Raw genomic sequence first — 22,920 nt, 5'->3', positions numbered from 1 at the left:
CCTCGCTCCCCGGTGGTGACACTCTGAGGGCGCGCCATCCAACAGAATCCCCCAGGCACCCACAGGAACCCTCATGCGTCGACGCTCGTCCCGCACGCTCCTGGCACCGTTCCTCGCCCTGCTCCTCGCTCTGCTCGCGACCCCGCCGGCCGCCCAGGCACAGGCTCGGAAGCCGCCCGGATCCCCGACGTACGCCGGTTACCTCTTCGCCTACTTCACCGGCGAGGGCACCGCCGACGGCGAACAGATCCGCTACGCCCTCAGCCGCGGCAACGACGCCCTGCACTGGCGCGAGCTGAACGCGGGCGAGCCGGTGCTGACCTCCACGATCGGCGAGAAGGGCCTGCGCGACCCGTTCGTGATCCGCTCCCCCGACGGCGACCGGTTCTACCTCATCGCCACCGACCTGCGGATGTACCGGGGCAGCAGCGGCAGCTGGGACGAGGTGCAGCGGCACGGCAGCAGGTCGGTCATGGTCTGGGAATCCACGGACCTGGTGAACTGGACCGACCAGCGGCTGGTCCGGGTCGCCCCGGACAACGCGGGCAACGCCTGGGCACCGGAGGCCTACTGGGACGACTCGCTGGGCGCCTACGTCGTCTTCTGGGCCTCGAAGCTCTACGCCGAGGACGACCCCGGCCACACCGGATCGACGTACAACAAGATGCTGTACGCCACGACGAAGGACTTCCGCACCTTCAGCGAGGCCAGGGTCTGGAACGACCCGGGCTACTCGGTCATCGACTCCACGGTGGCCGAGCACCGGGGCACCTACTACCGGTACACCAAGGACGAGCGCGACCCCTCGTCCGGCTCGCCCTGCTCGAAGTTCATCACCGCGGAGAGGTCGGCGTCCCTGACCGACACCTCGTACGACTTCGTCGCCGACTGCATCGGCCGGGGGGCGATGGAGCGCGGCGAGGGGCCGACGGTGTTCAGGTCCAACACCGAGGAGAAGTGGTACCTGTTCGTCGACGAGTACGGCGGCCGCGGCTACGTCCCCTTCGAGACCACCGACCTCGCCTCGGGCCGGTGGACCCCGTCGGCCGGCTTCGAACTGCCGGCCAGCCCCCGCCACGGCACGGTCGTCCCGGTCACCGGGGAGGAGTACGGCCGGCTGCTGGCCGCGTACGGCCGCTGACCGAGTCCAGCCACCCGAAGACCGCGTCCTGCATCCGCACCGTGAAGGCGTGCCCGGCGTCCGGCCACAGCTGAGTGCGCAGCCGGGCGCCGGCGCCGCGGGAGCGCCAGACGGCGCGCAGCTTCGCGTAGGCGGCGGCCACGCCCTCGGTGGTGAACAGCGGGTCCCGGGCGCCGCCGAGGAACAGCATCGGCCGGGGCGCGGCGATGCTCGCCACGTCCGGCAGGTCGAGGTGGCGGGCGAGCCCGGGATGCAGCATGTGGAACGCCGACTGCCCGCGCAGCACGTTGTTGCCGGGCACCAGCATCTCCTTCAGGCCGGTCATCCAGCACACGCTCGCCGCGGCGGCGATGTGGTCGCTGAGCGCGGCGGTCTGCCAGGCCCGGTAGCCGCCCAGGGAGAACCCGAGGGCGGTGACCCGCCGGGCGTCCACCCGGTCCAGGCCGGCGAGGAAGCCGGCGGCCCGTTCGTCCTCCCGGGCCAGCAGCCCGGCCAGGGAGACGCCGAGGTGGAAGAGGGTGCTCGCCAGGGCCTGCTGGCCCTCGTAGGCGAGCGGTCCCCGGTCGCCCCAGCCGAGAGCGTCGAAGCAGAGCACGACATGGCCGCGCCGGGCGAGTTCGTCGCCGAGGAAGCGCCCGCCGTAGTTGCGCTCCGCCCACTCCTCGGCGGCGGCGAGCCGGGCGCGGTCGTACCAGGGGCGGACCAGTTTCTCCTTGCCGATGTCGAACCGGGAGCCGTGGTCGTGCAGGAGCAGCACCGCGGGGAAGGGCCCGGTGCCGTGCGGGGTGAGCAGGGCGCCGGGGACCCGCGCGTACCGGGTGAGGGAGACGGTCACCAGCTCCCGGGTGCAGCCGTCCCCCTCCTCGCGGGCGCCGAACTCGGGCGCGTACGGCGTGGCCTCCTGCCGGCCGACCAGCAGCAGTTCCTCGACCTTGGCGCGGGCGGCACGCCGCCAGGTGGCGAAGTCCCGGATCGGGGCGGTGCCCCAGGCGAGCGGAAAGGTCAGCTCGTCCTTGAGCGCCTCGTGGAACCCGGGCAGCTCACCGGCGGTCATACGGCCGCCAGTCGCCGAGGTACGCCTCCCTGGTGTGCGCGGCGGCCTCGGCACGGGTCAGCTGGGGGCGGTTGCCGGGGACGGTGACGACGGCACCGGGTCCGGTGTTGCGGTACTCCCGGAAGCGCTGCTCCTGCCACGGGTGTGCGTCGCGCATGCTCGCGTACGGGGCGACCGCGTCGATGCCCCGCCCCAGGTGGGTCTCGCGCACGGTGAGCATGGGGCGGGCGGTGGTGTCGGAGCTGGGCACCCAGGGGCGGGCCAGCTTGTAGTAGCCGTCGGGGGCCTCGCTGGTGACGCGGCTTCGTGTGACGAGGTAGCCGCGCGGGTTGTCGCCCACGGTGGACGGCGCGAACACGAAGCCGTACGGGGCGCCGGAGAGGTCGGTGCGGGTCAGGGTGCGGAAGTGGCAGTGCTCGTAGACCGCCGTGGCCCGGCCGAAGACGAAGTCGACGTCGCCCTCGATGTGGCAGTGGGCGTAGTACTGGCGGGCGAACAGGGTCCGGTCGCGGCTGTCGGCGTACAGGGTGTCCTGGTGGCCGAGGAAGCGGCAGTGGTGGAAGGCGGAGCGGTCGCCCATCACCTTGATCGCGACGGCCTGGGTGCCGCTGAAACCGGGGTGGTCGGCGCGCAGCCAGTCGTTGGCGAAGGTGATCCGGTGGGCGGTGAAGCCGTCGGCGCGCACCGTGGTGGTGGCCGAGCCGCTGGTGCCGTAGGTGCCGCCGCCCGGTTTCGGGGTGCCGGCCGCGTTGTCGTACACGACGACGACGTCGCGCGGGTCTTCTCCCGCGCCGATCCAGGTCATGTCGGTGCGGTCGGTGCCGACGGCGACCGTCTCCCGGTAGGTGCCCGGTGCGATCACCAGCGTCCAGCCGCTGCCGGCGGCGGTGACGGCGGCCTGGACGGAGGTGAAGTCGCCGCGGCCGTGCGGGTCGACGTACAGGGTCCTCGGGGTGCGGCGGGCGGCCGGTGAGCCGTGGCGGCCGAACGGGCGCGGGCCGGTCCCGGCCGAGGCGGGGCCGGCGGTGAGGGCCAGGGCGGCGCCCGTGCCGGCGGTCGCCAGGAGGAAACCCCGGCGGGTGAGGTCGGGTCGGTGCATGCGGGTGCTCCTTCGGAGTGCGTGCCGGGTGGGCCGGGGCGGTGCGGGCGCCCCGGCCCGGTTCGGGGGGCGTCAGCGCAGCCGTCCGGCGCCCGCGCCGTGGCCGACGATCAGCGGGACGGCCCAGGCCGGGTGGACCGCGGTCCGCAGGGTGGGGGTCCAGCCCGCGCCGGACCTGAGGGGCGTGCCCGGGTTCTGCGCGTTGTGCGCGGCGATCAGGTCGACGCTCCGGCCGTTGACCCGGTTGTGGGCGGCGGTGAGCGGCGAGTCGTTCCACCGCTTGAGGACCTTGGCGGGGCTGGTGCCCTCCGGCAGCGTGAAGGCGTTGTGCTCGGCGACGAGCTGGGACTCCTTGCCGATGCCGAAGCTGTAGGAGTACTTCTCGTCGGCCACGAAGTGGTTGTTGTAGACGTCGACCTGGCCGAAGCGGACCCGCGGGGCGCGCTCGACGAGGTCCTTGAACAGGTTGTGGTGGAAGGTCACCTTCAGCCGCCCGCGGTCGGTGGCGGCGGCGGACTCGCTGTCGCTGTTGCCGATCAGGATCGTCTTGTCGTGCTCGGTGAAGACGTTCCAGGACGCGGTGACGTGGTCGGCGCCGCGGACGATGTCCAGCTGCCCGTCGTGCTGCTGGTACAGCATGCCGAAGTAGGTGGGCGCCGCGCTGTCCGGGTGGTCGCCGTCGGTGAAGGTGTTGTGGTCCAGCCAGACGTGCGTGGAGCCGTACACCACGGCGCTGTCGTACTCGGAGTTCCAGTTGCCCTTGCTGCCGTCCGTGGGGTCCCACTGCGGGAAGCAGTCGACGGGGCTCTCGAGGGTCAGGTTGCGGACGATGACGTTGTCCACGCCCTTGATCTGGAGGCTGGCGCCCTTGAACCCGGCGCCCCGGCCGACGCCGATGATGGTGGTGTCGGAGGGCACGTTCACCTTGATGGCCGCGTCCTGCCGCGCGGCGGAGGCGCGGCGCAGCCCTTCGGGGCTGTCGTCGGGCTCGGCCTCCAGGTCGGTGTCCCTGCCCCAGTTCTCCGGGGAGTACTTCTCCAGGTAGGCGTCGAAGTCGTAGCCGGGCGCGGCGAAGGCGTCGCAGCCGTCGGCGACGGCGTCGATCATGCCCTTGACCTTGATGATCCTGGGCACGCCGCCCCCGGCGGCGAGAGCGGCCTTGAACTCGGGCCAGGTGCGGACGGTGTACACGTGCTCCGGGTCGGCCGCGGCCCCGCCGGTGGTGCCGGAGCCGTACGAGGCCCAGCCGTCACCGGCCGGCAGGGTCTGCCGGGCGGGGTCCCCGTGCCGGTCGCGGGCCTGGGCGGTGGTCCCGGTGAGGGACAGCACGAGGGCGGTGCAGCCGGCCAGCACGGCGGCTCTCTTCATGGCATGCCCATGCCATATCGATCTGTTCATGGTGCGGCTCTCCTTCTACGGGTCTGGGGTGTTACGCGATGCCCTGTGCGGGCCAGCTGATCCAGGACTCGGGAATCCGCTCGTCCAGCCGGCGCACGTCCCGGTGCGCCAGCACCCGGGTGCGCAGCAGCTCACGGGCGACGAGCCGGGCCACCTCGATCGCACCCGGCGGATTGAAGTGCGTGTTGTCCTGCTCGGTCTCGGTCCAGTTGAAGTGCGTCTTCGTGCCCTCCACACCGAGCCGCTGCCACAGCGCGAGCGACAGCGCCTGGACGTCGAGCAGCGCCACGCCCTCCTCGGCGGCGAGCGCCCGCATCGCCGCCGGGTACTCGCCGTGACTCGACACGGCGTGACCGGCGGCGTCGAACCGCCGCCGCTCCACGGGGGTGACGAGCACCGGCCGCACACCACGGGCCCGGGCGCCGTCGACGTACAGCCGCAGGTGCTCCTGGTACGTGGTCCAGGGCTCGGTGTAGCGGCTGGGGTCTTCCTTCTTCTGGTCGTTGTGCGCGAACTGGATGACCAGGAAGTCGCCGGCCCGGATCTCCCGGAGGATCACGTCGAGCCGCCCCTCGTCGACGAAGCTCTTGGAACTCCGCCCGTTCACGGCGTGGTTGGCGACCGGAAGGTCCCGGTGCAGGAAGAACGGCAGCGCCATGCCCCACCCGGTCTCGGGAGCGGCGTCGGCGTACTTCTGCGCGGCGGTGGAATCACCGGCGATGTGGAGGGTGCGGGGGCGCCAGCCGGCGGCCCGGGCGGTGCCGGTCACGGCACCGCCGAGAGGGAGAGCGGCAACGGCCGCAGCGGCGACCTGCCTTCGGGTGAGCGACACACCTGTGCCTTTCCGTCGAGGTTGTGGGACGACTCTCCAGGGGCGCGAGGAAGGGACCGCGCGCCCAGCCCGGGACGGCCCGCAGCCCGCGGACCACGGACCGCCCCACGGTGAACCGCGACGAACTAACCCATCTGCTCCGTCCACTCCGCCTGCGCCTCATTCAGCTTCTCGGCCAGCCCGTCGAGGAACGCCTTCGCGGTCATGTCCCCCAGCAGCACCTTCTGGAACGCCGACTCGCTCTCCGACTTGGACAGCGTGTTCCAGTCCGGCAGGTAGTACGGCAGCTGCACGATCGTGGTCGACCCGTCGCTCAGCGCCTGGGCGGCCAGCTTCGTCGGCTCCGCCTCGGCGATCCAGGCGTCCTTCGCGGCCTCCACGTTCGACGGCACCTGCCCCGCCGACTTGTTGAACTTCGAGTTCGACTCGTGCGAGGCGGCGAACTCGATGAACTTCCAGGCCGCCTCCTTGTTCTTGGAGCTCTTGAACATGCCCAGCCCGTCCACCGGGTTGGACACCTGCACCCGCTTGCCGCCGGGCCCCACGGGCTGCGGAATGCCGCGGAACTTCTCCGTGCCGAGCGCCTTGACGTGGTCCTGGTAGGAGCCCAGGTTGTGGTTGAGCATGCCGATGGTGCCGGTGTCCCACTGCGCGACCATCTTGGTGAAGTCGTTGTTCACGTCCGCCGCCGGCGTGACGTCCTTGTAGAGACCGGCGTACTTCTCCAGCGCCTCGACGTTCTTCGGGTCGTTGACGGTGGTCTTCTTGCCGTCGGCGTCCCAGAACGAGGTGATGCCCGACTGCCCGTACATCGCGTCGAGCGCCTGGGCGACGGAGCCCGAGCCGCCGCGGATGGTGTAGCCGAACTCGTTGTCCGAGACGTCGGTGAGCTTCTCGGCGGCCTTGTAGAACTTGTCCCAGGTCGTCGGCGCCTCCAGACCGGCCTTCCGGAACAGGTCCGTGCGGTAGTACAGGACGCCGTTGTTGGCGGAGGTCGGCACCGAGTACAGGGTGCCGTCGCCGCCGCCGGCCGCCTTCATGGACTCGATCATGTCCTTGTTGAGCTTGCCGTCCAGGGCGGACCCGGCGAGCCGGTCGTCCAGCGGCTCCAGCGCGCCCTGCGCGGAGAAGCCGGCCAGCATGGCGGCACCGACACCGCCGACGTCGGGGAGTCCGCCGGCCTGGATGGCGGTGTCGACCTTGGACTGGTACTCGGTGGCGGCGATCCCGACGTACTCGACGTCGATGTCCGGGTTGGCCTTCTCGAAGTCGGCGATGATCTCCTTCCAGATGTCGGTGCGGACACCGCCGTTGTTGTCCCAGAAGACGATCTTGCCGGTGCCGCTGCCCTCGGCGCCCGCGCCGCCCGCCCCGCTGCCGTCGTCACCGCAGGCGGTGGCGGTCAGTGCGAGCACGGCCCCCAGGGCGACGACGGCAGGTGTCCGGCGCCTGCCTGTTCTGCTGGTACGCATGCTGATCTTCATTGGTCGGCTCTCTTCTTCTGGATCCAACGGAAGGGGTGAGGTACTGCTCGCGTGGGGGTCAGTGGGTGCCGAGTTGCTTCTGCGGCCCGGAGAAACGCTTGACCAGCGCCGGTACGGCTGCCGCCGGGTCGAGCCGGTAGTCGTAGAAGTCCCGCGGGTCGAAGGCGGTGCCCCAGCTGTCGTGACGGCCGGTCGTGTCCTTCAGGACCGAGCCCCGCTGCACCAGTTCGGCGGTGGCGTCCGCCTGGTAGGGGTGCTGGACACCGTCGTAGTAGCTGTTCTCGATGACCATCTCGGTCTCGCCGCGCGCCCAGTTCCCGTACGTCCACACGGGGTCGCCGTCGGCCGGCTGCGCCGAGAGGTAGTTGTTGTACAGGTGGGCGTAGGCGCAGTTGTCGGCGGACGGGTTGCGCTGCTTGGTGCCGGCGAACCAGTTGTGGTCGATGGTGATCTCGGTCTCGACGTCGTCCGTCCAGCCGATGCCCAGCGCCTTGTTGTGGTGGGTGAACCGATTGTAGGAGACGGTGAGGTAGCGGCTGTTCTTGCGGATGTCGAGCAGCCCGTCGCCCATGTGCGTGAAGTGGTTGTGGTCGATCCAGACGTGGTGGACGGAGTCCATCTGGATGGCGTCGAAGTCGTTGGTCTTGCCGTCCCAGTCGCCCTCGACATGGCTGTCGCGGATCGTCAGATTGCGGATGATCACGTTGTGCGTGCCGGGCTTCAGGTGCAGCTCGCCGTGGACGATCTCGCCGGTGTCCCCCACGCCGATGATCGTCTTGTCGGAGGCGACCACGATCTCGGAGCCGAAGGGCTGTACGGCGATCGAGCCCGCCACCCGGATGACGTACGGCTCCTCGGCCGCCGCGTACTTCGCCAGCGCGGCCTGGCCGGTGACGGTGACGACCCGGCCGCCGGCGCCGCCGGTGGTGCCGCCGGCCAGCGAGGCGAAACCGTGCGGCCGGTCGGTGAGGCGGTGCGGGGGCGCCGCCGCCGGCTCGGCGGCCGGGGCGGCGGCCCGCACCTCCCCGGCCGCCCCGAGGGCCAGGGCGGCGACCAGGCCGAGGACGGCGGCCAGGGTTCTGCCGGTTCCCGGCAAGCGCTTGCTACGGAGGTGCGTCATTGCGGCTCCCAACAGGCGTACGGGTGGGCTGTGTTCAGTCGGTGGTGATCCGGAACCGGGTGAAGGTGGCCGCTCCGGCGGGCCCCCGGCCGGCCGGGGCGAGCGCGAACAGGCCGAGCAGGGCCCCCACCCAGCGCCAGGGGGTGGCGGCGAAGACCTGCCCGGTCGGACGCGGGCCGTCACCGAGGTCGTAGGCGAAACGGCAGCGGGCCCCGGCGCCCAGCTCGATCCGCAGCCGGACCCGTGCCCCGGGTACGGGCAGCGGATGGTCGGCGTCCCGTTCGGCCTCCGCCACCTGCTCCACGAACCGGTGCACCAGGTGCACCGCCCCGTCCGCGCCCCGCTGGAGCCCGATCCAGCGGTAGGCGTCCCCGAGCACGACCAGTCCGGCCCGCGCGCCCGGCTCCTCGCTGTCCAGGCGCAGTTCCACCTCGACGGCCGACGGCGCGCCGGGCAGCCGCTGGGTGAGGACGTTCGGCACCCGGCGCAGGTCGTGGGTGTCGGCGGAGCGGACACAGGCCAGGCGCAGCCCGTCGCCGGAGTGCCGGACGGCCCAGCCGTCGCCGGGGTTGGCCGTCCACTGCCACTGGCGGCCGAACCGTCCGCCGGGGAAGTCGTCGTCGGTGGCGGGCGCGGCCGGCGGCTGCGGCGGCAGGGCGGGGCGGCGGTGCTCGGCCACGGGCGCGCCGTCGGTGCCGAGCACCGGCCAGCCGTCCGGACCCCAGCGCATCGGCTGGAGGTGGACCACCCTGCCGTAGGCGCCGCGCTGCTGGAAGTGCAGGAACCAGTCCTCGCCGGACGCCGTGCGCACCCAGCCGCCCTGGTGCGGCCCGTTGACGTCGGTGTCCTTCTGCTCCAGGACGACCCTCTCCTGGTACGGCCCGAAGAAGTCGCGGGCCCGGAGGGCGCCCTGCCAGCCGGTCTCCACTCCCCCGGCGGGGGCGAGGATCCAGAACCAGCCGTCGTGCCGGTAGAGCTTGGGGCCCTCCAGGGTGAACCAGCCGGGGATGCGGTCGGCGTCGACGATCACCGTGCCCTCGTCGAGGAGTGCGGTGCCGTCCGGGTGCATGCGGTGACCGGTGAGGCGGTTCTTGACGCCGGAGCGGGACCTGGCCCAGGCGTGCACCAGGTAGGCCTCGCCGGTCTCCTCGTCCCACAGGGGGCAGGGGTCGATCAGGCCCTTGCCTGCCTTGAGGAGGTGCGGGTCGGTCCACGGGCCCCGCACGTCAGGGGCGTTGACCTGGTAGATGCCGTGGTCGGGATCGCCCCAGAAGATCCAGAAGCGGCCGTCGTGATGGCGCAGGGACGGCGCCCACACCCCGCAGTCGTGCCGGGGCACGGCGAAGGCCTCGGCCGGTTCCAGGCGCTCCAGGGCGTGCCCGACCAGGGTCCAGTTGACCAGGTCGCGGGAGTGCAGCAGGGGCAGGCCCGGGACGCGGCCGAAACTGGAGGCGGTCAGGTAGAAGTCGTCGCCGACGCGGACGACGTCCGGGTCGGACCAGTCGGCGTCGAGGACGGGGTTGCGGTACGTCTCGGCGCTCACGGGCTCACCGCCTTCCGTCTCGGCGCGCACGGCCGCAGCGCCTTCCGTCTCCGTGCTCACGGGCTCACCGCCTTCCGTCTCGGCGCGCACGGCCGCAGCGCCTTCCGTCTCCGTGCTCACGGGCTCACCGCCTTCCGCACGAGGGCGGCGGCGCCGTCCCTCTCCAGCCGGCCGTCGGCGACGACCGTGACGATCCGGCGGACGAGGGTGTCGCCGGGCGCGACCGTCAGCCGCGTGTCGTGGGCGAGGGAGGAACCGACGCCCGGGTACTCCTCGGTGCGGACGAACCACGGGTCCCGCCGGGTCCGGTCGGTCGCCCCGGCGAACACCAGCGACCAGGTGGAGCCCACCAGCGCCAGCCAGTCGGCGCCCCGCCCGTGGACCTCCGCCTCGCCGGCTGCGTCGGCGGTGAAGACGTCCGGGGCCGCGTCCTCCTTGCGGGCCCGCCAGAAGAAGCCGCCGTAGGCCGCGCCGGGCCGCCCGTTGGTGGCGGGGCTGCCGATGCTGAGCGGACCGGCGGTGATGTTGGTGAGGGAGAAGGTGAGGTCCAGGGCCCAGGCCCGGTCGGTGAGCCCGGTGGCCGCGACCGTGCGGCGCTCGCGCAGCAGCTCGGTGCCGGCGCCGACCCAGCGCAGTTCCTCGACGAAGCCGTCGGGGTCGCGCAGCGCGAACGTGGTGTGCCGCTGGGCGCCGTGGTTGTCCAGCTCGGTCGGCCCCTGGTCGCGGACGAAGGTGCGACCGCCCCAGAAGTTGTGCCCCTCGACGTCGGGAACGGCGACACCGACGCCGAGGTGGTGTGCGTGGTCGGCCGGGCTCAGCTCGGTGACCGCCGTGCCGGCCAGGGTGGTGACGGGGTGCAGATAGGGGCGCGGGGAGAGCCGGGCGGGCAGTTCCGGACGGGTGACGTAGCGGGCGACGGGGCGGCCCGCCACGCGCAGCACCGGGGAGCCGGTGGTGGTCATCGGGTGCTCACCTCCCGCCGGGCGGCGGGCGCCGGGGCCCAGGGGGCGCCCAGCTCGGAGTAGAGGGACAGGGTGTCGGCGGCGGCCGCGACGAGGCCGTCGACGCCGGGCACCACCCGGCGGTTCTCGGCGTCGATCCGGCGCCAGGCCGCGGCCGGCAGCGGCTCGGGGTCGGGGGCCCGCCGGATCGCCTCCACGACGGTCATGAAGGCGCCGGTCTCCTCCGGCGGGACCAGCAGCGCCTCGCCGGCGGTGAGGTGGGCGACCAGGTTCTCCAGCAGGTCGGTGCGGCCGTGGTCGTACTCCTCGGGGCCGTGGCCGGCGCGCTGGAGCAGGACGCGGTCCTGCTTGTACCAGAAGGTGATCCGGCCGCTGGTGCCGTGCACCAGGACATATGGTTCGGCGGGCCGCTCGGCGCACAGGGTCGCGGCGACGGTGACCCGGTGCCCCCGCGTGGTGCCGATCCGGACGCAGGAGGTGTCGTCGGCCTCGATGTCGTTGGCGTGGCTCAGCTCGGTCTCGATGCCGGTGACGTCCTCGGCGCGGGTGCAGCCGCCCAGGGCGAGGGCGGTGGCGACGGCGTGGGCGAGGGGGTTGGTCAGCGCCCCGTCGACCACGTCGGCGCCGTCCAGCCGCCGCCGGCCCGCCCAGGGCGCCCGCCGGAAGTAGGCCTCGTCGCGCACCCAGGCGCCTGCCCCGCCGATCCCGACGACCTCGCCGATCGCGCCCTCCGCGACCAGTTCGCGGATCGCGGGCACGGCGTGCGAGCCCAGCGACTGGAAGCCGATCTGGCAGGCGACACCGGCCTCGGCGACCCCGTCGGCCATCCGCCGGAACTCGGCGTACGACGGCGCCGGGGGCTTCTCCAGCAGCAGGTGCACACCCCGGCGGGCGGCGGTGAGCGCCAGATCGGTGTGGGTCGGGATCGGCGTGCAGACCACGGCGATCCGGGCGCCGGTGGCGTCCAGCAGGGCGCCGAAGTCGGCGGACTGCTCGGGGAGGGGGCCGCCGTACTCCTCCTCGGTCAGCGGCGTGAGTTCGCAGATGCCGGTCAGCCGGACCAGGCCCGCGTCCTGGAGCCTGCGGAGGTTGGCGACGTGCCAGCGGCCGTGGCCGCGGGCGCCGGCGAGGACGACGGGCAGCGGTGCGCTCATGGCAGCCTCCCCGCACCGGCGCCGCGGGCCACCGCCCGGTCGGCCGCGGCGGCGCTGTCGACCTTCCCGTGCAGGACGGGCGTCCAGCCGACGTCGGCGCTCAGGTCGCGCTCGCTGCCCGAGTTGTAGGCGTTGTGGATGGCGAGCAGGTCCACCGGATAGCCGTTGAAGAGGGTGCCGCTCTGGTGCAGGGCGCTGCCGTTCCAGCTCTTGACCAGGTCGGCGACCTCCACGTGGGCGGGCGTGGTGAAGGCGTTGTTCTCGGCGTACACCGCGGACTCGGTGCCGATGCCGAGGGAGTAGCGGTAGGCGGTGCCGTCGCGGACCACGTACCGGTTGTTGTAGAGGTGCACCTGCCCGAAGCGGACCCGGGGCGCGCGCTGGACGAGGGAGTCGAACTCGTTGTGGTGCAGGGTGACCCGGAGCTTTCCGCGGTCGCCGGTGGCCGAGTCGCCGTTGCCGATGAGCATCGCCTTGTCGTGGCCGGAGAACCGGCTCCAGGAGACGGTGACCAGGTCGGAGCCGTTGGTGATGTCCAGCAGGCCGTCGTGGCGCAGGAGGTTGCGGGCGAAGTGGACCGGCTCCTTCTGGTCCGGGTGGCCCTTGTCGCTCGCGGTCACGTGGTCGACCCAGACGTGGGTGGCGCCCTTGAGCCACAGGTTGTCGTACGCCGCCTTCCAGTCGCCGAGGCCGCCGCTGTTGGGCTGCCAGGCGGGGAAGCAGTCGTAGGCGTCGCGGAGTTCGAGGTTGCGGACGATGACGTTGTCCGCGTTCTCGACCTTCAGGCTCGCGCCCTTCAGGACGGCGTCGTCGCCCAGGCCGACCAGGGTGGTGTTGGAACCGACGGGCAGCACGATCCGTTCGGCCTGCCGGGCGGCGGAGGCCCGGCGGGCGTCCTCCTGGGGACCGCTGGGCCTGGCGGAGCCCCAGGTGCGGGGGTCGTAGGCGGCCAGGTACTTCTTCAGGGAGTAGCCGTCGGTGGCGTAGTCGGCGCAGTCCAGGCGGCGGCCGGTGTCATCGGTGTTGGCGTCGATCGTCCCGGCGATCCGGATGATCTTCGGGGTGTCGCTGCCGCCGTCCAGGGCGCGCACCAGCCCGGCCCGGTCGGTGACCGTGAAGACATGGGCGTCGTCGGCGGCGGAACCGCCGGTGGTGCCGCCCTCGGCCGCCGCCCAGCCGTCGTCCGGTGCGAGGGTGTCGCGGCCGGGGTCGCGGGAGTCGCCCCCGGCCGGGGTGCCGAGGTCGCGGGAATCGGCCCCGGCCGGGGTGCCGAGGTCGCGGGAGTCGGCCCCGGCCGGGGTGCCGAGCGCGCCCAGCAGCACGGCGACGGCGGTGATCTGGAGGACTCCGCGTGTTCTGCGTGTCCTGCGCATCCGTGTCTCCTTCCGCTCGCTTCCCGCGCCCGTCATCCCTTCACCGCCCCCGCGCTGAAGCCCGTGATCAGCCACTTCTGGATGAAGGCGAACACGATCACCACGGGCACGGCCGCGATGATGCCGCCGGCGGCCAGCGCGCCGAGGTCGACGCTGTCCGCGCTCATCAGGCTGTTCAGACCGACCGGGATGGTCTGCTTGTCCTGGTTGTTGAGGAACATCAGGGCGAACAGGAAGTGGTTCCAGGAGTGCACGAAGGCGAAGGAGCCGACGGCGATCAGGCCGGGCCGCAGCAGCGGCAGCACGACGATGCGGAAGGCGCGGAACCGGCCGCAGCCGTCGACCCACGCGGCCTCTTCCAGGGAGTACGGCACGTTCTTGATGAAGTTGCTGATCAGGATCATCGACAGGGGCAGCTGGAAGACCGTCTCCGCGACGATGACGCTGCCCAGCGAGTTGATCAGCTGGAGCTCGGCGAAGATCTCGAACAGCGGGACCAGCAGCAGCGCGCCCGGCACGAACTGGGAGCACAGCAGCCCCAGCATGAACGCCCGCTTGATCCTGAAGTCGAACCGGGCCAGGGCGTAGCCGCCGGCCAGCGCGACGACCGTGGTCATCACCAGGGTGGCGACACCGACGAGCACGCTGTTCTCGAAGTAGGTGCCGAAGCTCCGTTCCGTCCAGACCTTCTCGAAGTGGTCGAAGGTCATCGGCCACGGCACCAGCGAGGTGGAGCCGGAGGGGCGCAGGGAGAAGAGCAGGATCCAGTAGAACGGGATCAGGGTGAAGACCAGGTAGACGCCGAGCGGCAGGTAGATCTGCCAGCGGGGCACCTCGTCCCAGGCGGGGCGCTTCTTCGCCGACCGCGGCGGGCCGGGGGTGGCGGGCACGGGGGCGAGGGCGGGGGCGGCCTTGGTGGCCTCCTTGGTGATCACTTGGTCTCGCCTCCGAACTTGCTCAGCCGCAGATAGACGATCGAGCAGAAGAGCAGGATCACGAACGCGACCGTGGTCAGGGCCGACGCGTAGCCGAAGTCGTGGGCGTCGACGCTGGTGTGGGCGACGTACAGCGGCAGGGTCGTGGTCTCGCCCGCGGGCCCGCCGCCGGTCAGGGTGTAGAGCAGGTCGACGTTGTTGAACTCCCACACCGCGCGCAGCAGCGTGGACAGGATGATGGCGTCCTTCAGATGGGGCAGGGTGATGTGCCAGAACTGCTTGAACCGGCTGGCCCCGTCGACCTCGGCGGCCTCGTACAGGTCCTTCGACACGGACTGGAGGTCGGCGAGGATGAGGATCGCGAAGAACGGCACGCCGCGCCACAGGTCGGCGATGACCGCCGCCGAGAACACGGTGGAGGTGTCGGAGAGCAGGCTGGTCCCGTAGGAGCCGATGCCCAGGTCGGCGAGGTAGCGGGTGATGCCGGTCTGGGAGTTGTAGAGCAGCACCCAGATCGCGGAGGTCAGCACGCCGGAGACGGCCCACGGGGAGAAGACCAGGGCCCGGCCCAGCCCGCGGCCGACGAAGGTCTGGTTGACGATCAGGGCCAGGGCGAGCCCGAACAGCAGTTGCAGTCCGACCTCGACGAAGACCCACTTGGCGCTGAAGACCAGCGTGTCCCAGAACAGCGGGTCGTCGGTGAAGATGCGGGTGAAGTTGTCGAAGCCGGCGAACCCGTTCCGCCAGGGCTTGGTGGGGTTGTAGTTCTGCAGGCTGTAGTAGAAGACGCTGATGACCGGGTAGGCGATGAAGCCCAGCATCAGCAGGCCCGCCGGGGCGATGAGCAGGTACGGGAGCCTGCGCGGGGTGGCGGAGGCACGGCGCGGCCGGGGTGGCGGGGGCGGCTTCGCCACGGCTGCGGCTGGGGCCATGACTGTTCTCCGTTCTCGTACGTCGTGTCTCGTACGTCGTGCGTTCTCGGTGCGGCTCGTACGGGGTGAAGCGCTTTCTACGTATGCGTGGCGGGACTCCGGCGCAGGGGCCGGGGGCGGGTCAGCCCGCGTAGGGGTCCGGCACCGTGCCCGGGCGGGCGAGGAACTCGAAGTCGCAGCCGGTGTCGGCCTGGGTGATCTGGTCGAAGTAGAGCGCTCCGTAGCCGCGTTCGTACGGCACGGGCGGCGGCGCCCAGTCGGCGCGGCGGCGCTCCAGCTCGGCGTCGTCCACGTGCAGGTGGAGGGTGCGCGCGGCGACGTCCAGGGTGATGAGGTCTCCGGTGCGGACCAGTGCCAGCGGTCCGCCGACGTACGCCTCGGGTGCCACGTGCAGCACGCAGGTGCCGTAACTGGTGCCGCTCATGCGGGCGTCGGAGATCCGCACCATGTCCCGCACGCCCTGCTTGAGCAGGTGGTCGGGGAGGGGCAGCATGCCGTACTCGGGCATGCCCGGGCCGCCCTTGGGGCCGGCGTTCCGCAGGACCAGCACGCTGTCGGCGGTGATGCCCAGCGACGGGTCGTTGATGGTCCGCTGCATCGTCCGGTAGTCGTCGAAGACGACCGCGGGGCCGGTGTGCTTGAGCAGGTGCGGTTCGGCGGCGATGTGCTTGATGACCGCGCCGTCCGGGCACAGGTTGCCGCGCAGGACGGCGAGCCCTCCCTCGGCGGCGACCGGGTTGTCGCGGGGCCGGATGACGTCGTCGTCGTGGACCCGGGCGCCGGCGATCTGCTCGCGCAGGGTGTCGTGGCAGACGGTGGGCCGGTCCAGGTGGAGCAGGTCGGGGATGCGGGAGAGGAAGCCGGGCAGCCCGCCGGCGAAGTGGAAGTCCTCCATCAGGTACGTCTGTCCGCCGGGCCGCACGTTGGCCAGCACCGGCACCGTGCGGGCGATGCGGTCGAAGTCGTCGAGGGTGAGGGTCACGCCCGCGCGGCCCGCCATGGCGATCAGGTGGATGACCGCGTTGGTGGAGCCGCCCAGGCCCAGGACCGTGGTGACCGCGTCCTCGAAGGCCTCGGCGGTGAGGATGTGGCCGAGCCTGCGGTCCTTGCGGATCAGGTCGACGATCGTCAGGCCCGCCTTCGCGGCCATCCGGTCGTGCCCGGAGTCGACCGCCGGGATGCTGGAGGCGCCCGGCACCGTGACGCCGAGGGCCTCGGCGGCGGCGGTCAGGGTGGAGGCGGTGCCCATCGTCATGCAGTGGCCGGGCGAGCGGGCCAGGCCGCTCTCCAGCTCCTGCATCTCGCAGTCGCCGATGAGGCCGGCCCGTTTGTCGTCCCAGTACTTCCACATGTCGGTGCCGGAGCCGAGGGTCTCGCCGCGCCAGTGGCCGGGGAGCATGGGGCCGGCGGGCACGAAGACGGTGGGCAGGTCGGCGGAGGCGGCGCCCATCAGCAGGGCGGGCGTGGACTTGTCGCAGCCGCCCAGCAGGACGGCGCCGTCGACCGGGTAGGAGCGCAGCAGCTCCTCGGTCTCCATGGCCAGCATGTTGCGGTAGAGCATGGGGGTCGGCTTCTGGAAGGTCTCGCTGAGCGTGGAGACCGGGAACTCCAGCGGGAAGCCGCCCGCCTGCCACACGCCCCGCTTGACGGCCTGGGCGCGGTCGCGGAGGTGGACGTGGCAGGGGTTGATGTCGGACCAGGTGTTGAGGATCGCGACGACCGGCTTGCCGAGGTGCTCCTCGGGCAGGTAGCCGAGCTGGCGGGTGCGGGCGCGGTGGCTGAAGGAGCGCAGTCCGTCCGTGCCGTACCACTGGTGGCTGCGCAGCTGCTCGGGTGACTTCATATCGACCACCCGGCGGCGATGGCGGCGACCTCGGTCCGCGCGTCCTCGGGCAGCGGCTTGCTCGGCGGGCGCACGTCCCGGCGGCACAGGCCGAGCGCGGCCAGCGCCTCCTTGACGACGGTGACGTTGTTCGCGGAGCCGTCCTCGGCGCGCAGTTCCTCGAAGCGGCGGATCTGCTCCCAGACCTTCATGGCGGCCGGGTAGTCGCCGGCCCGGAGGGCCTCGATCATGTTCCGCGAGACGGCCGGGGCGACGTTCACCAGCCCGGAGGTGAAGCCGGTGGCGCCGGCGGAGAAGTACGAGGGGGCGTACGGCTCGGCGAGTCCGGCGACCCAGACGAAGCGGTCCAGTCCGGCGTCGCGGGCGAAGGCGGCGAACCGCGCGGCGTCCGGGACGGCGTACTTCACACCGATGACGTTGGGGCAGGCGTCGGCGAGTTCGGCGAGGCGGGCGCCGGTGAGCCGGGGGTTGCGGACGTAGGGGACCACGCCCAGCCCGGGGACGGCCTCGGCGATTGCGCGGTGGTAGTCGACCCAGCCGCCCTGGGAGACGTACGGGTGGACGGGCTGGTGGACCATCACCATCTGGGCGCCCTGCTCGCGGGCGTGCCGCGCGGAGGCGACGGCCGTCGGCACGTCGTGGCCGACGCCGACCAGGACGGCCGCCCGGTCGCCGGCCTCCTCGGCCGTCAGCTCGGTGACGAGGCGGCGCTCGGCCGGGGTGAGGGCGTAGAACTCGCCGGTGTTGCCGTTCGGGGTGAGGGTGGTGATGCCCCCGTCGAGCAGGCGGCGCAGCAGGGCCCGGTAGGTGCCGGGGTCGACGGAGCCGTCCTCGGCGAACGGGGTCACCGGGATCGCCACCACGTCGGCCAGGGCCGCCCGCTGGGACTCGAACGTCGTTGTCATGCCGGACCGTCCTCTTCCTGGGCTTCCCCGACCACGGTGTCCGCTTCGGGGAAGGCCCGTTCGACGAACGACGCGATGTGCGCGTAGAGGGCGCGCGCGGCGCCGTCCGCGTCGCCGGCGAGGGCCAGCCGCAGGATCTCCTGGTGCTCGCGCGCCTCCCGCTCCCAGGAGGGGTCGGCGGCCCAGGCGACGGCGGAGACCAGGGCCGCCTGGTCGCGGACCTCGTCGAGCATCCGGCCGAGCAGCGGGTTGCCGCAGGGCACGTACAGGGCGCGGTGGAACTCGCGGTTGGCGAGGGAGCGTTCCGCGGTGTCGGTGGCCCGGTCGGCCCGGGTCAGCGCGTCACGGGCGGCGTCCAGGGCGGCGCCGCGCCGGACCGCGCGCCGCAGCGCCTCCGGCTCCAGGAGCAGCCGCACGTCGTAGACCTCGCGCGCCATGTCCGCGTCCACCATGCGCACCGTGGCGCCCTTGTACTGGCTCATCACGACCAGCCCGGTGCCGGCCAGGGTCTTGAGCGCCTCGCGCACCGGGGTCTTGGACACCCCGAACCGTGCGGCCAGCTCGGTCTCGACCAGGGCCTGTCCCGGCGTCAACTGCCCGGTGAGGATGCGGCGTTTGATCTCCTCCAGCACGTACTGCGTGCGGGAGGGGATCGGCGTGGGCACAGAGGTCATGCGCGCCTCTCGGATATCGCGTATCGCGTCTCATATATGACGTACGGAGTACGACGCGATGAACGTAGGAGCGGCGCGACGGTTCGTCAATGGTTCTGGCAAAGGAAGTTGAAAGGGCTTTCTCCCGCGGGGCTCCCGGCGGCCCCGTGTCACCGGGTCCAGCGGGGGTCCCGTCCGCTCAGCCCCACCGCGCGGTCCAGCAGGGGCGCGTCGTCGGGGACGGGGACGACGGGCCCGAACATGCCGCCGTCCCGCTCCGGTTCCGCGGCCGACGCGAGGAGGAGTCCGTACGCGGCCTGGAGTGCGGCCGGGTCCGGGGTGTGGTCCTGGCCGGTCGCGCGGGCCAGGTCCCAGCCGTGGATCACCAGTTCGTCGGCCGCGACGGCACCGGCGACCTCGCCGGGCAGGTCCACGCCGCCGGCCCGGGTCATGCCGGTCCAGGCGGCCGGGTCCCGCCATGCCTCGGCCAGCTCGTCGAGCACCTTCGGCAGCTCTTCGCGCCAGCCGGGCCCGATGTCGGGCACGGCCGCCTCGGGGCTGGTGTCGGTGGTGACGCCCAGGTCCTTGCGTCCGGCGTCGCGGAAGGCGGCGGCCAGGTGGACCAGGTGACCGAGCAGGTTGCGCACCGTCATCCCGGGGCAGGGCGTGGGGTCGGTGAGCCGGGCGTCGGGGACGCCGTCCGCGAGGCGGGCGACGGCACGCGCCTGCGGGCCGAGGTCGAGGGTGTCGAAGGGCTGGTCGGTCGTCATTGCTGCTCCTCGCCGGGCGGGTCGGTCTGCCGGGATGCTCCCAGGGGCCTCAGGTGCTCTCCTGAGGCGCTCTCGCGGGACGCGCTTCTGGGGCTCTCCTGGGACTCTCGGGTGGTCTCCTGGGGTGCTCTCCTGGGAGGTAGACCGACCGCGCCCGGAGAAGTCATCGGTCGCGCGGCGGGTTTCTCGGGCACCTGCCCGATCCCGGGGCACCCTCCTCAGGGCAACGCTGACCAGGTATGACGACGACACGAACGACGACCTGGACGGTGGCCCGTGTGCTGCGCGACCGCACCGCGGGCCTGTGTCTCACCGGGGTGCTGGTCTCCGGTTTCGGCACGTCGGCGCTGTGGCTGGCGTCCGGCATGCGGGCGAAGGATCTCACCGGCTCGGACGGACTGGCCGCGCTGTGCACGCTCGCCCTGTGGGCGCCGGCCCTGGCCGGACCGGCGCTGGGCACGCTCGCCGACCGGGTCCGCCGCAAGCCTCTGCTGATCGGCCTGAACCTGCTGCCGGCCGGCCTCGTGCTCGCCCTCCTCGCCGTCGACTCGGCGGGCCGCCTCTGGCTGCTGTTCGCGGTGCTGTTCGGGTACGGCGCCGCGGGCGTCGTCCACGACGCGGCCGAGTCGGCGCTCGTCGCCACGGCCGTCGACAAGCGGCGGCTCGGTGACTTCAACGGGCTGCGCACGACCGCCAACGAGGGCATGAAGCTGCTGGCGCCGCTCGCCGGAGCGGGCGTGTACGCGGCGTACGGCGGCGCGGGTGTGGCATTGCTCGACGCGGCCACGTTCGTGCTGGCCACGGGCGTGTACGCGGCGCTACGGGTCCGCGAGGCCCGGCCGCAGCGGCCCGCGGCGCACTGGCGGACGCGGACGGCCGAGGGCGCCCGGTACCTGTGGGGCCACCCCCGGCTGCGCCCGCTGGTCCTCGCGGGCGGCGCCACGATGCTCTGCGCGGGCGTCCACGGCGCCACCGCCTACGCCGTCGTCGACGCCCTCGGCCGCTCCCCCGCCTACGCCGGTGTGCTGTACGCCGTCCAGGGCGCCGGGTCGGTGGCGGCCGGCCTGCTGGCCGGGCCGGGACTGCGGCGGCTGGGCGGGCGGCGGTTCGCGGCGTGCGGGATCGCGCTGCTGTCCGTGGCGGTGGCGGTGCGGGCGGTGCCGTCGGAGGCGGTGGCGCTGGCGGCCGGCGCGGCGATCGGCGCGGGGCTGCCCGCGGTGTTGATCGCCACGCCGACCGCCGTGCAGCACCACACGCCGGAGCCGCTGCTGGGCCGGGTCACGGCCACCGCCAACACGCTGGTGTTCGCGCCGAACGTGCTCGGCCTGGCCGCCGGTGCGGCGCTGGTGGAGACGGTCGCCCTGCCGCTGCTGCTGCCCGCCACCGGCCTGGCCCTGCTGGTGACGGCCGCGGTGACGGCGGCGGGGTCGTCGGCTCAGCCCCCGGCCAGCGCCGACCGCACCGCCGCCAGGTCGCCGTCCGACGCCAGCCCGGCGTGATACAGCCGCAGTTCGGTCGCCCCGAGCGCACGCGCGTGTGCCGCGTCGGCGGCGAGGGTGCCGGGGCTGCCGCCCATCCCGGAGACGATGGTGAGGTTGGCGGCGAGCACGGCCCCCTCGCGGCCCTGCTCGGCGAACGGTGCCAGCAGGCCCGCGCCACCGGTGCAGGGCACGACGACCCCGTCCGCGACGGACAGGATGTGCGCCGGGTCGACACCGGCGTTGGCGCCGCAGTGGTACGACACCGGGTCGGCGTGCAGCAGCACCTGGAAACCGTCGGGCGCGGCGGCGCGGACCGCGGCGACGGCCGCCTCCTGGAGCGTGCGGGCGGTGTCGTCCCGCCACGCGCGCGTGGCGCCCGCCCGCGTCCGGCCGAGGAGCTTCTCCACCCCGGCCCAGCCCCCGTCGGACGGCGCCCCGCGCCACACCGGCTCCAGTGCCTCCCGTACGGCGGCGGCCAGTTCGCCGGGGTCCAGGCCCCGCTCGCCGTACCCCGCGCGGCAGTCCGGGCAGAAGCACAGCGACATCAGGTACTGCCCGGCGTCGCCGAGTCCGACGCCGCCGGTCTTGTCATGGGCGTGCAGGTGGGCGAGCCCGTACCAGCCGAGGGACTCCAGTTCGGTGCCGCGCGCCCCGGGCCGCACCGCCGCCTCGGCGGCCAGGTCCACCAGGTACGCGCGCGTGGCGGGCTGCGCGATGCAGGGCGCCCAGGGGTAGCGGTCGCCGTAGGCGTTGACGACCGAGGTGTGCGGGTGGTCGGCGCCCAGGCGGGAGTTGTGCGCGAGCACCACCCAGGTGTGCACCTCGAGGCCGGCGTCCGCGAGCGCGGCGGCGGCCTGCGCGTAGGCGTCGCCGGGCGCCCAGTCGCCTGCCGGGTACGGGCGCAGCTCCCGTTCCGCCCAGCGGGGGCCGGGCGGGTAGAGGACGGCCGCGTACTCGGCGGTGACGACGCGGTGGCGCGGGTGGCGGGGGGTGAGCGCGCGGGTGGAGTGGTAGGCGGCGGCGAGTGTCGCCTGCCGGACGCCGGTCGCGGCGATGGACTGCGCCGCCTCCGGGTCCCCGTTGACGTCCCAGGGGTAGACGAACGCCGAGGCCTTCACGCGCCCTCCCCGGTCAGCGCGTGGCCGCGCTCGATGATCTGCGCGAGCTGCTTGACGTGCTCCTCGGCGGGCTCGTGCAGCGGGGGACGCACCTCTCCCACGTCGAGACCGCGCAGCCGCACCCCGGCCTTGACCAGGGAGACGGCGTAGCCGCGGCCCCGGGCGCGCAGTTCGGCCAGCGGCCGGAAGAAGCCGTCCAGCAGCCGCTGGACGGTGGCCTCGTCGCCGTCGCGCAGCGCCCGGTGGAAGGCGAGGGCGATGCCGGGGGCGAAGCAGAACACCGCGGACGAGTAGAGCGGGACGCCGAGGGCGCGGTAGGCGGGCTGCGTCTGCTCGGCGGTCGGCAGCCCGTTGAAGTACAGGAAGTCACCGGGGGCCTCGGTGCGCACCGCGCTGACGATCCGCTGCATGAGGCCGAGGTCGCCGAGCCCGTCCTTCAGGCCGGCGATCCCGTCCGTGCGGGCCAGTTCGACGACGGTGGCGGGGGTGAACACGGCGTTGTCGCGCTGGTAGACGATCACCGGCAGGGGCGTGGCCGCGGCCACCTCGCGGTAGTGCCGCAGCAGCCCCTGCTGGCCCGCGGCGACCAGGTACGGCGGCATGGCGAGCAGCCCGTCCGCCCCGGCCTCGGCGGCGAGGCGGGCGTAGCGGACGGCGAGCGCGGTGCCGTAGCCGGTGCCCGCGACCACGGGCACCCGGCCGGCCGTCTCCGCGACGGCCGCGCGCACGCAGTCCTGGAACTCCTCGGGCGTGAGCGCGTGGAACTCCCCGGTGCCGCAGCAGGCGAACACGGCGGCGGCTCCCGCGTCCACCCCCTGGCGCACATGGGCGCGGTAGACGTCGAGGTCGACCCCGCCGCCGGGGCCGTAGGCCGTGACGGGGAAGAAGAGCGGCCCGCTGGGGACGGTGAGCCGGGCGGCGAGCGGGGCTGGCGGGGCTGACGTCACGGACTCTCCCATTTCCATATTCATGACCTGCGTCCACATTTCTGAACAGCCTCACGCTAAGCCGCCCCGCCGCGGCCGGTCAAGCGCACCCGCGCGCGCCACACGTGCGGATCGACCGCTTCCGCGGGACACTTGACGGGTCACCCCGCCCCTCTTAGCGTGTCCACGCATATGAA

The 22,920-nt window shown here is 72.9% G+C and carries 18 protein-coding genes and 2 pseudogenes; 2 read left to right on the top strand and 18 right to left on the bottom strand.

Annotation, left to right across the window (positions count from 1 at the left end):
• Positions 1–73 precede the first annotated feature (73 nt).
• Positions 74–1,132, top strand: a pseudogene (locus ACLGIH_RS26550) (glycoside hydrolase family 43 protein); the annotation flags it as partial.
• Here ACLGIH_RS26550 and ACLGIH_RS26545 read toward each other — a convergent pair.
• From ACLGIH_RS26545 to ACLGIH_RS26470, 16 genes and pseudogenes are all read right to left on the bottom strand, one after another.
• Entirely contained in the window at positions 1,095–2,195 is a 1,101-nt protein-coding gene (locus tag ACLGIH_RS26545; protein WP_416527797.1) for a dienelactone hydrolase family protein, read from the bottom strand. The pseudogene ACLGIH_RS26550 and the gene ACLGIH_RS26545 sit on opposite strands and share 38 nt — an antisense overlap.
• Positions 2,182–3,294 carry a pectinesterase family protein gene (locus ACLGIH_RS26540; RefSeq protein ID WP_416527796.1) on the bottom strand — a complete coding sequence of 371 codons (1,113 nt, stop codon included), beginning with the start codon at positions 3,292–3,294 and terminating at the stop codon, positions 2,182–2,184. Before ACLGIH_RS26540 ends, ACLGIH_RS26545 begins: the two co-directional genes overlap by 14 nt.
• 72 nt (positions 3,295–3,366) lie before the next feature.
• Positions 3,367–4,692 carry a pectate lyase family protein gene (locus ACLGIH_RS26535; protein WP_416527795.1) on the bottom strand — a complete coding sequence of 442 codons (1,326 nt, stop codon included), beginning with the start codon at positions 4,690–4,692 and terminating at the stop codon, positions 3,367–3,369.
• Positions 4,693–4,723: 31 nt separating this feature from the next.
• Positions 4,724–5,524 (bottom strand): rhamnogalacturonan acetylesterase, encoded by an 801-nt coding sequence (locus ACLGIH_RS26530; protein ID WP_416527794.1) that lies wholly within the window; start codon positions 5,522–5,524, stop codon positions 4,724–4,726.
• 125 nt (positions 5,525–5,649) lie between these two features.
• On the bottom strand, positions 5,650–7,008 hold the full coding sequence (locus ACLGIH_RS26525; RefSeq protein ID WP_416527793.1) for an ABC transporter substrate-binding protein: 1,359 nt from the start codon (positions 7,006–7,008) through the stop codon (positions 5,650–5,652).
• A 64-nt stretch (positions 7,009–7,072) separates the two neighbouring features.
• Positions 7,073–8,128 (bottom strand): annotated as a pseudogene (locus ACLGIH_RS26520) (pectate lyase family protein); the annotation flags it as partial.
• 34 nt (positions 8,129–8,162) lie between these two features.
• Entirely contained in the window at positions 8,163–9,671 is a 1,509-nt protein-coding gene (locus ACLGIH_RS26515; protein WP_416529482.1) for a glycoside hydrolase family 43 protein, read from the bottom strand.
• 116 nt (positions 9,672–9,787) lie between these two features.
• Positions 9,788–10,633: a DUF6807 domain-containing protein gene (locus ACLGIH_RS26510; protein WP_416527791.1), complete on the bottom strand. Its 846-nt coding sequence runs from the start codon at positions 10,631–10,633 to the stop codon at positions 9,788–9,790.
• Positions 10,630–11,787: a Gfo/Idh/MocA family protein gene (locus ACLGIH_RS26505; RefSeq protein ID WP_416527790.1), complete on the bottom strand. Its 1,158-nt coding sequence runs from the start codon at positions 11,785–11,787 to the stop codon at positions 10,630–10,632. The genes ACLGIH_RS26510 and ACLGIH_RS26505 overlap by 4 nt, the downstream gene beginning before the upstream one ends.
• Positions 11,784–13,160 (bottom strand): pectate lyase family protein, encoded by a 1,377-nt coding sequence (locus ACLGIH_RS26500; RefSeq protein WP_416527789.1) that lies wholly within the window; start codon positions 13,158–13,160, stop codon positions 11,784–11,786. Before ACLGIH_RS26500 ends, ACLGIH_RS26505 begins: the two co-directional genes overlap by 4 nt.
• Before the next feature lie 32 nt (positions 13,161–13,192).
• Complete coding sequence (locus tag ACLGIH_RS26495) at positions 13,193–14,095, bottom strand: carbohydrate ABC transporter permease (RefSeq protein WP_416527788.1); 903 nt, start codon at positions 14,093–14,095, stop codon at positions 13,193–13,195.
• Positions 14,092–15,027: a carbohydrate ABC transporter permease gene (locus tag ACLGIH_RS26490; RefSeq protein WP_416527787.1), complete on the bottom strand. Its 936-nt coding sequence runs from the start codon at positions 15,025–15,027 to the stop codon at positions 14,092–14,094. Before ACLGIH_RS26490 ends, ACLGIH_RS26495 begins: the two co-directional genes overlap by 4 nt.
• Before the next feature lie 121 nt (positions 15,028–15,148).
• Positions 15,149–16,870, bottom strand: coding sequence for an L-arabinonate dehydratase (araD, locus tag ACLGIH_RS26485; RefSeq protein ID WP_416527786.1), 1,722 nt, complete (start codon positions 16,868–16,870; stop codon positions 15,149–15,151).
• On the bottom strand, positions 16,867–17,775 hold the full coding sequence (locus tag ACLGIH_RS26480) for a dihydrodipicolinate synthase family protein (RefSeq protein WP_416527785.1): 909 nt from the start codon (positions 17,773–17,775) through the stop codon (positions 16,867–16,869). Before ACLGIH_RS26480 ends, araD begins: the two co-directional genes overlap by 4 nt.
• The gene (locus ACLGIH_RS26475; RefSeq protein ID WP_416527784.1) at positions 17,772–18,449 is read right to left on the bottom strand and encodes a GntR family transcriptional regulator; all 678 of its coding nucleotides are present in this window, start codon (positions 18,447–18,449) and stop codon (positions 17,772–17,774) included. The genes ACLGIH_RS26480 and ACLGIH_RS26475 overlap by 4 nt, the downstream gene beginning before the upstream one ends.
• 149 nt (positions 18,450–18,598) lie before the next feature.
• Complete coding sequence (locus ACLGIH_RS26470) at positions 18,599–19,198, bottom strand: TIGR03086 family metal-binding protein (RefSeq protein WP_416527783.1); 600 nt, start codon at positions 19,196–19,198, stop codon at positions 18,599–18,601.
• Positions 19,199–19,437: 239 nt separating this feature from the next.
• Between ACLGIH_RS26470 and ACLGIH_RS26465 the strand changes: the two genes are divergently transcribed.
• A complete protein-coding gene (locus ACLGIH_RS26465) occupies positions 19,438–20,697 on the top strand; it encodes an MFS transporter (RefSeq protein ID WP_416527782.1) in 1,260 nt (419 codons plus the stop codon).
• On the opposite strand, the gene ACLGIH_RS26460 is transcribed toward ACLGIH_RS26465, so the two are convergent.
• Both ACLGIH_RS26460 and ACLGIH_RS26455 read right to left on the bottom strand, forming a co-directional pair.
• Positions 20,634–21,797: a hypothetical protein gene (locus ACLGIH_RS26460; RefSeq protein WP_416527781.1), complete on the bottom strand. Its 1,164-nt coding sequence runs from the start codon at positions 21,795–21,797 to the stop codon at positions 20,634–20,636. The two genes, ACLGIH_RS26465 and ACLGIH_RS26460, sit on opposite strands and share 64 nt — an antisense overlap.
• Positions 21,794–22,762 (bottom strand): 5-dehydro-4-deoxyglucarate dehydratase, encoded by a 969-nt coding sequence (locus tag ACLGIH_RS26455; protein WP_416529481.1) that lies wholly within the window; start codon positions 22,760–22,762, stop codon positions 21,794–21,796. Before ACLGIH_RS26455 ends, ACLGIH_RS26460 begins: the two co-directional genes overlap by 4 nt.
• Positions 22,763–22,920 lie beyond the last annotated feature (158 nt).

Source organism: Streptomyces hamibioticus, assembly GCF_047946815.1.
Classification (GTDB): Bacteria; Actinomycetota; Actinomycetes; order Streptomycetales; family Streptomycetaceae; genus Streptomyces.
This window is presented reverse-complemented; position numbering and strand designations above follow the sequence as displayed.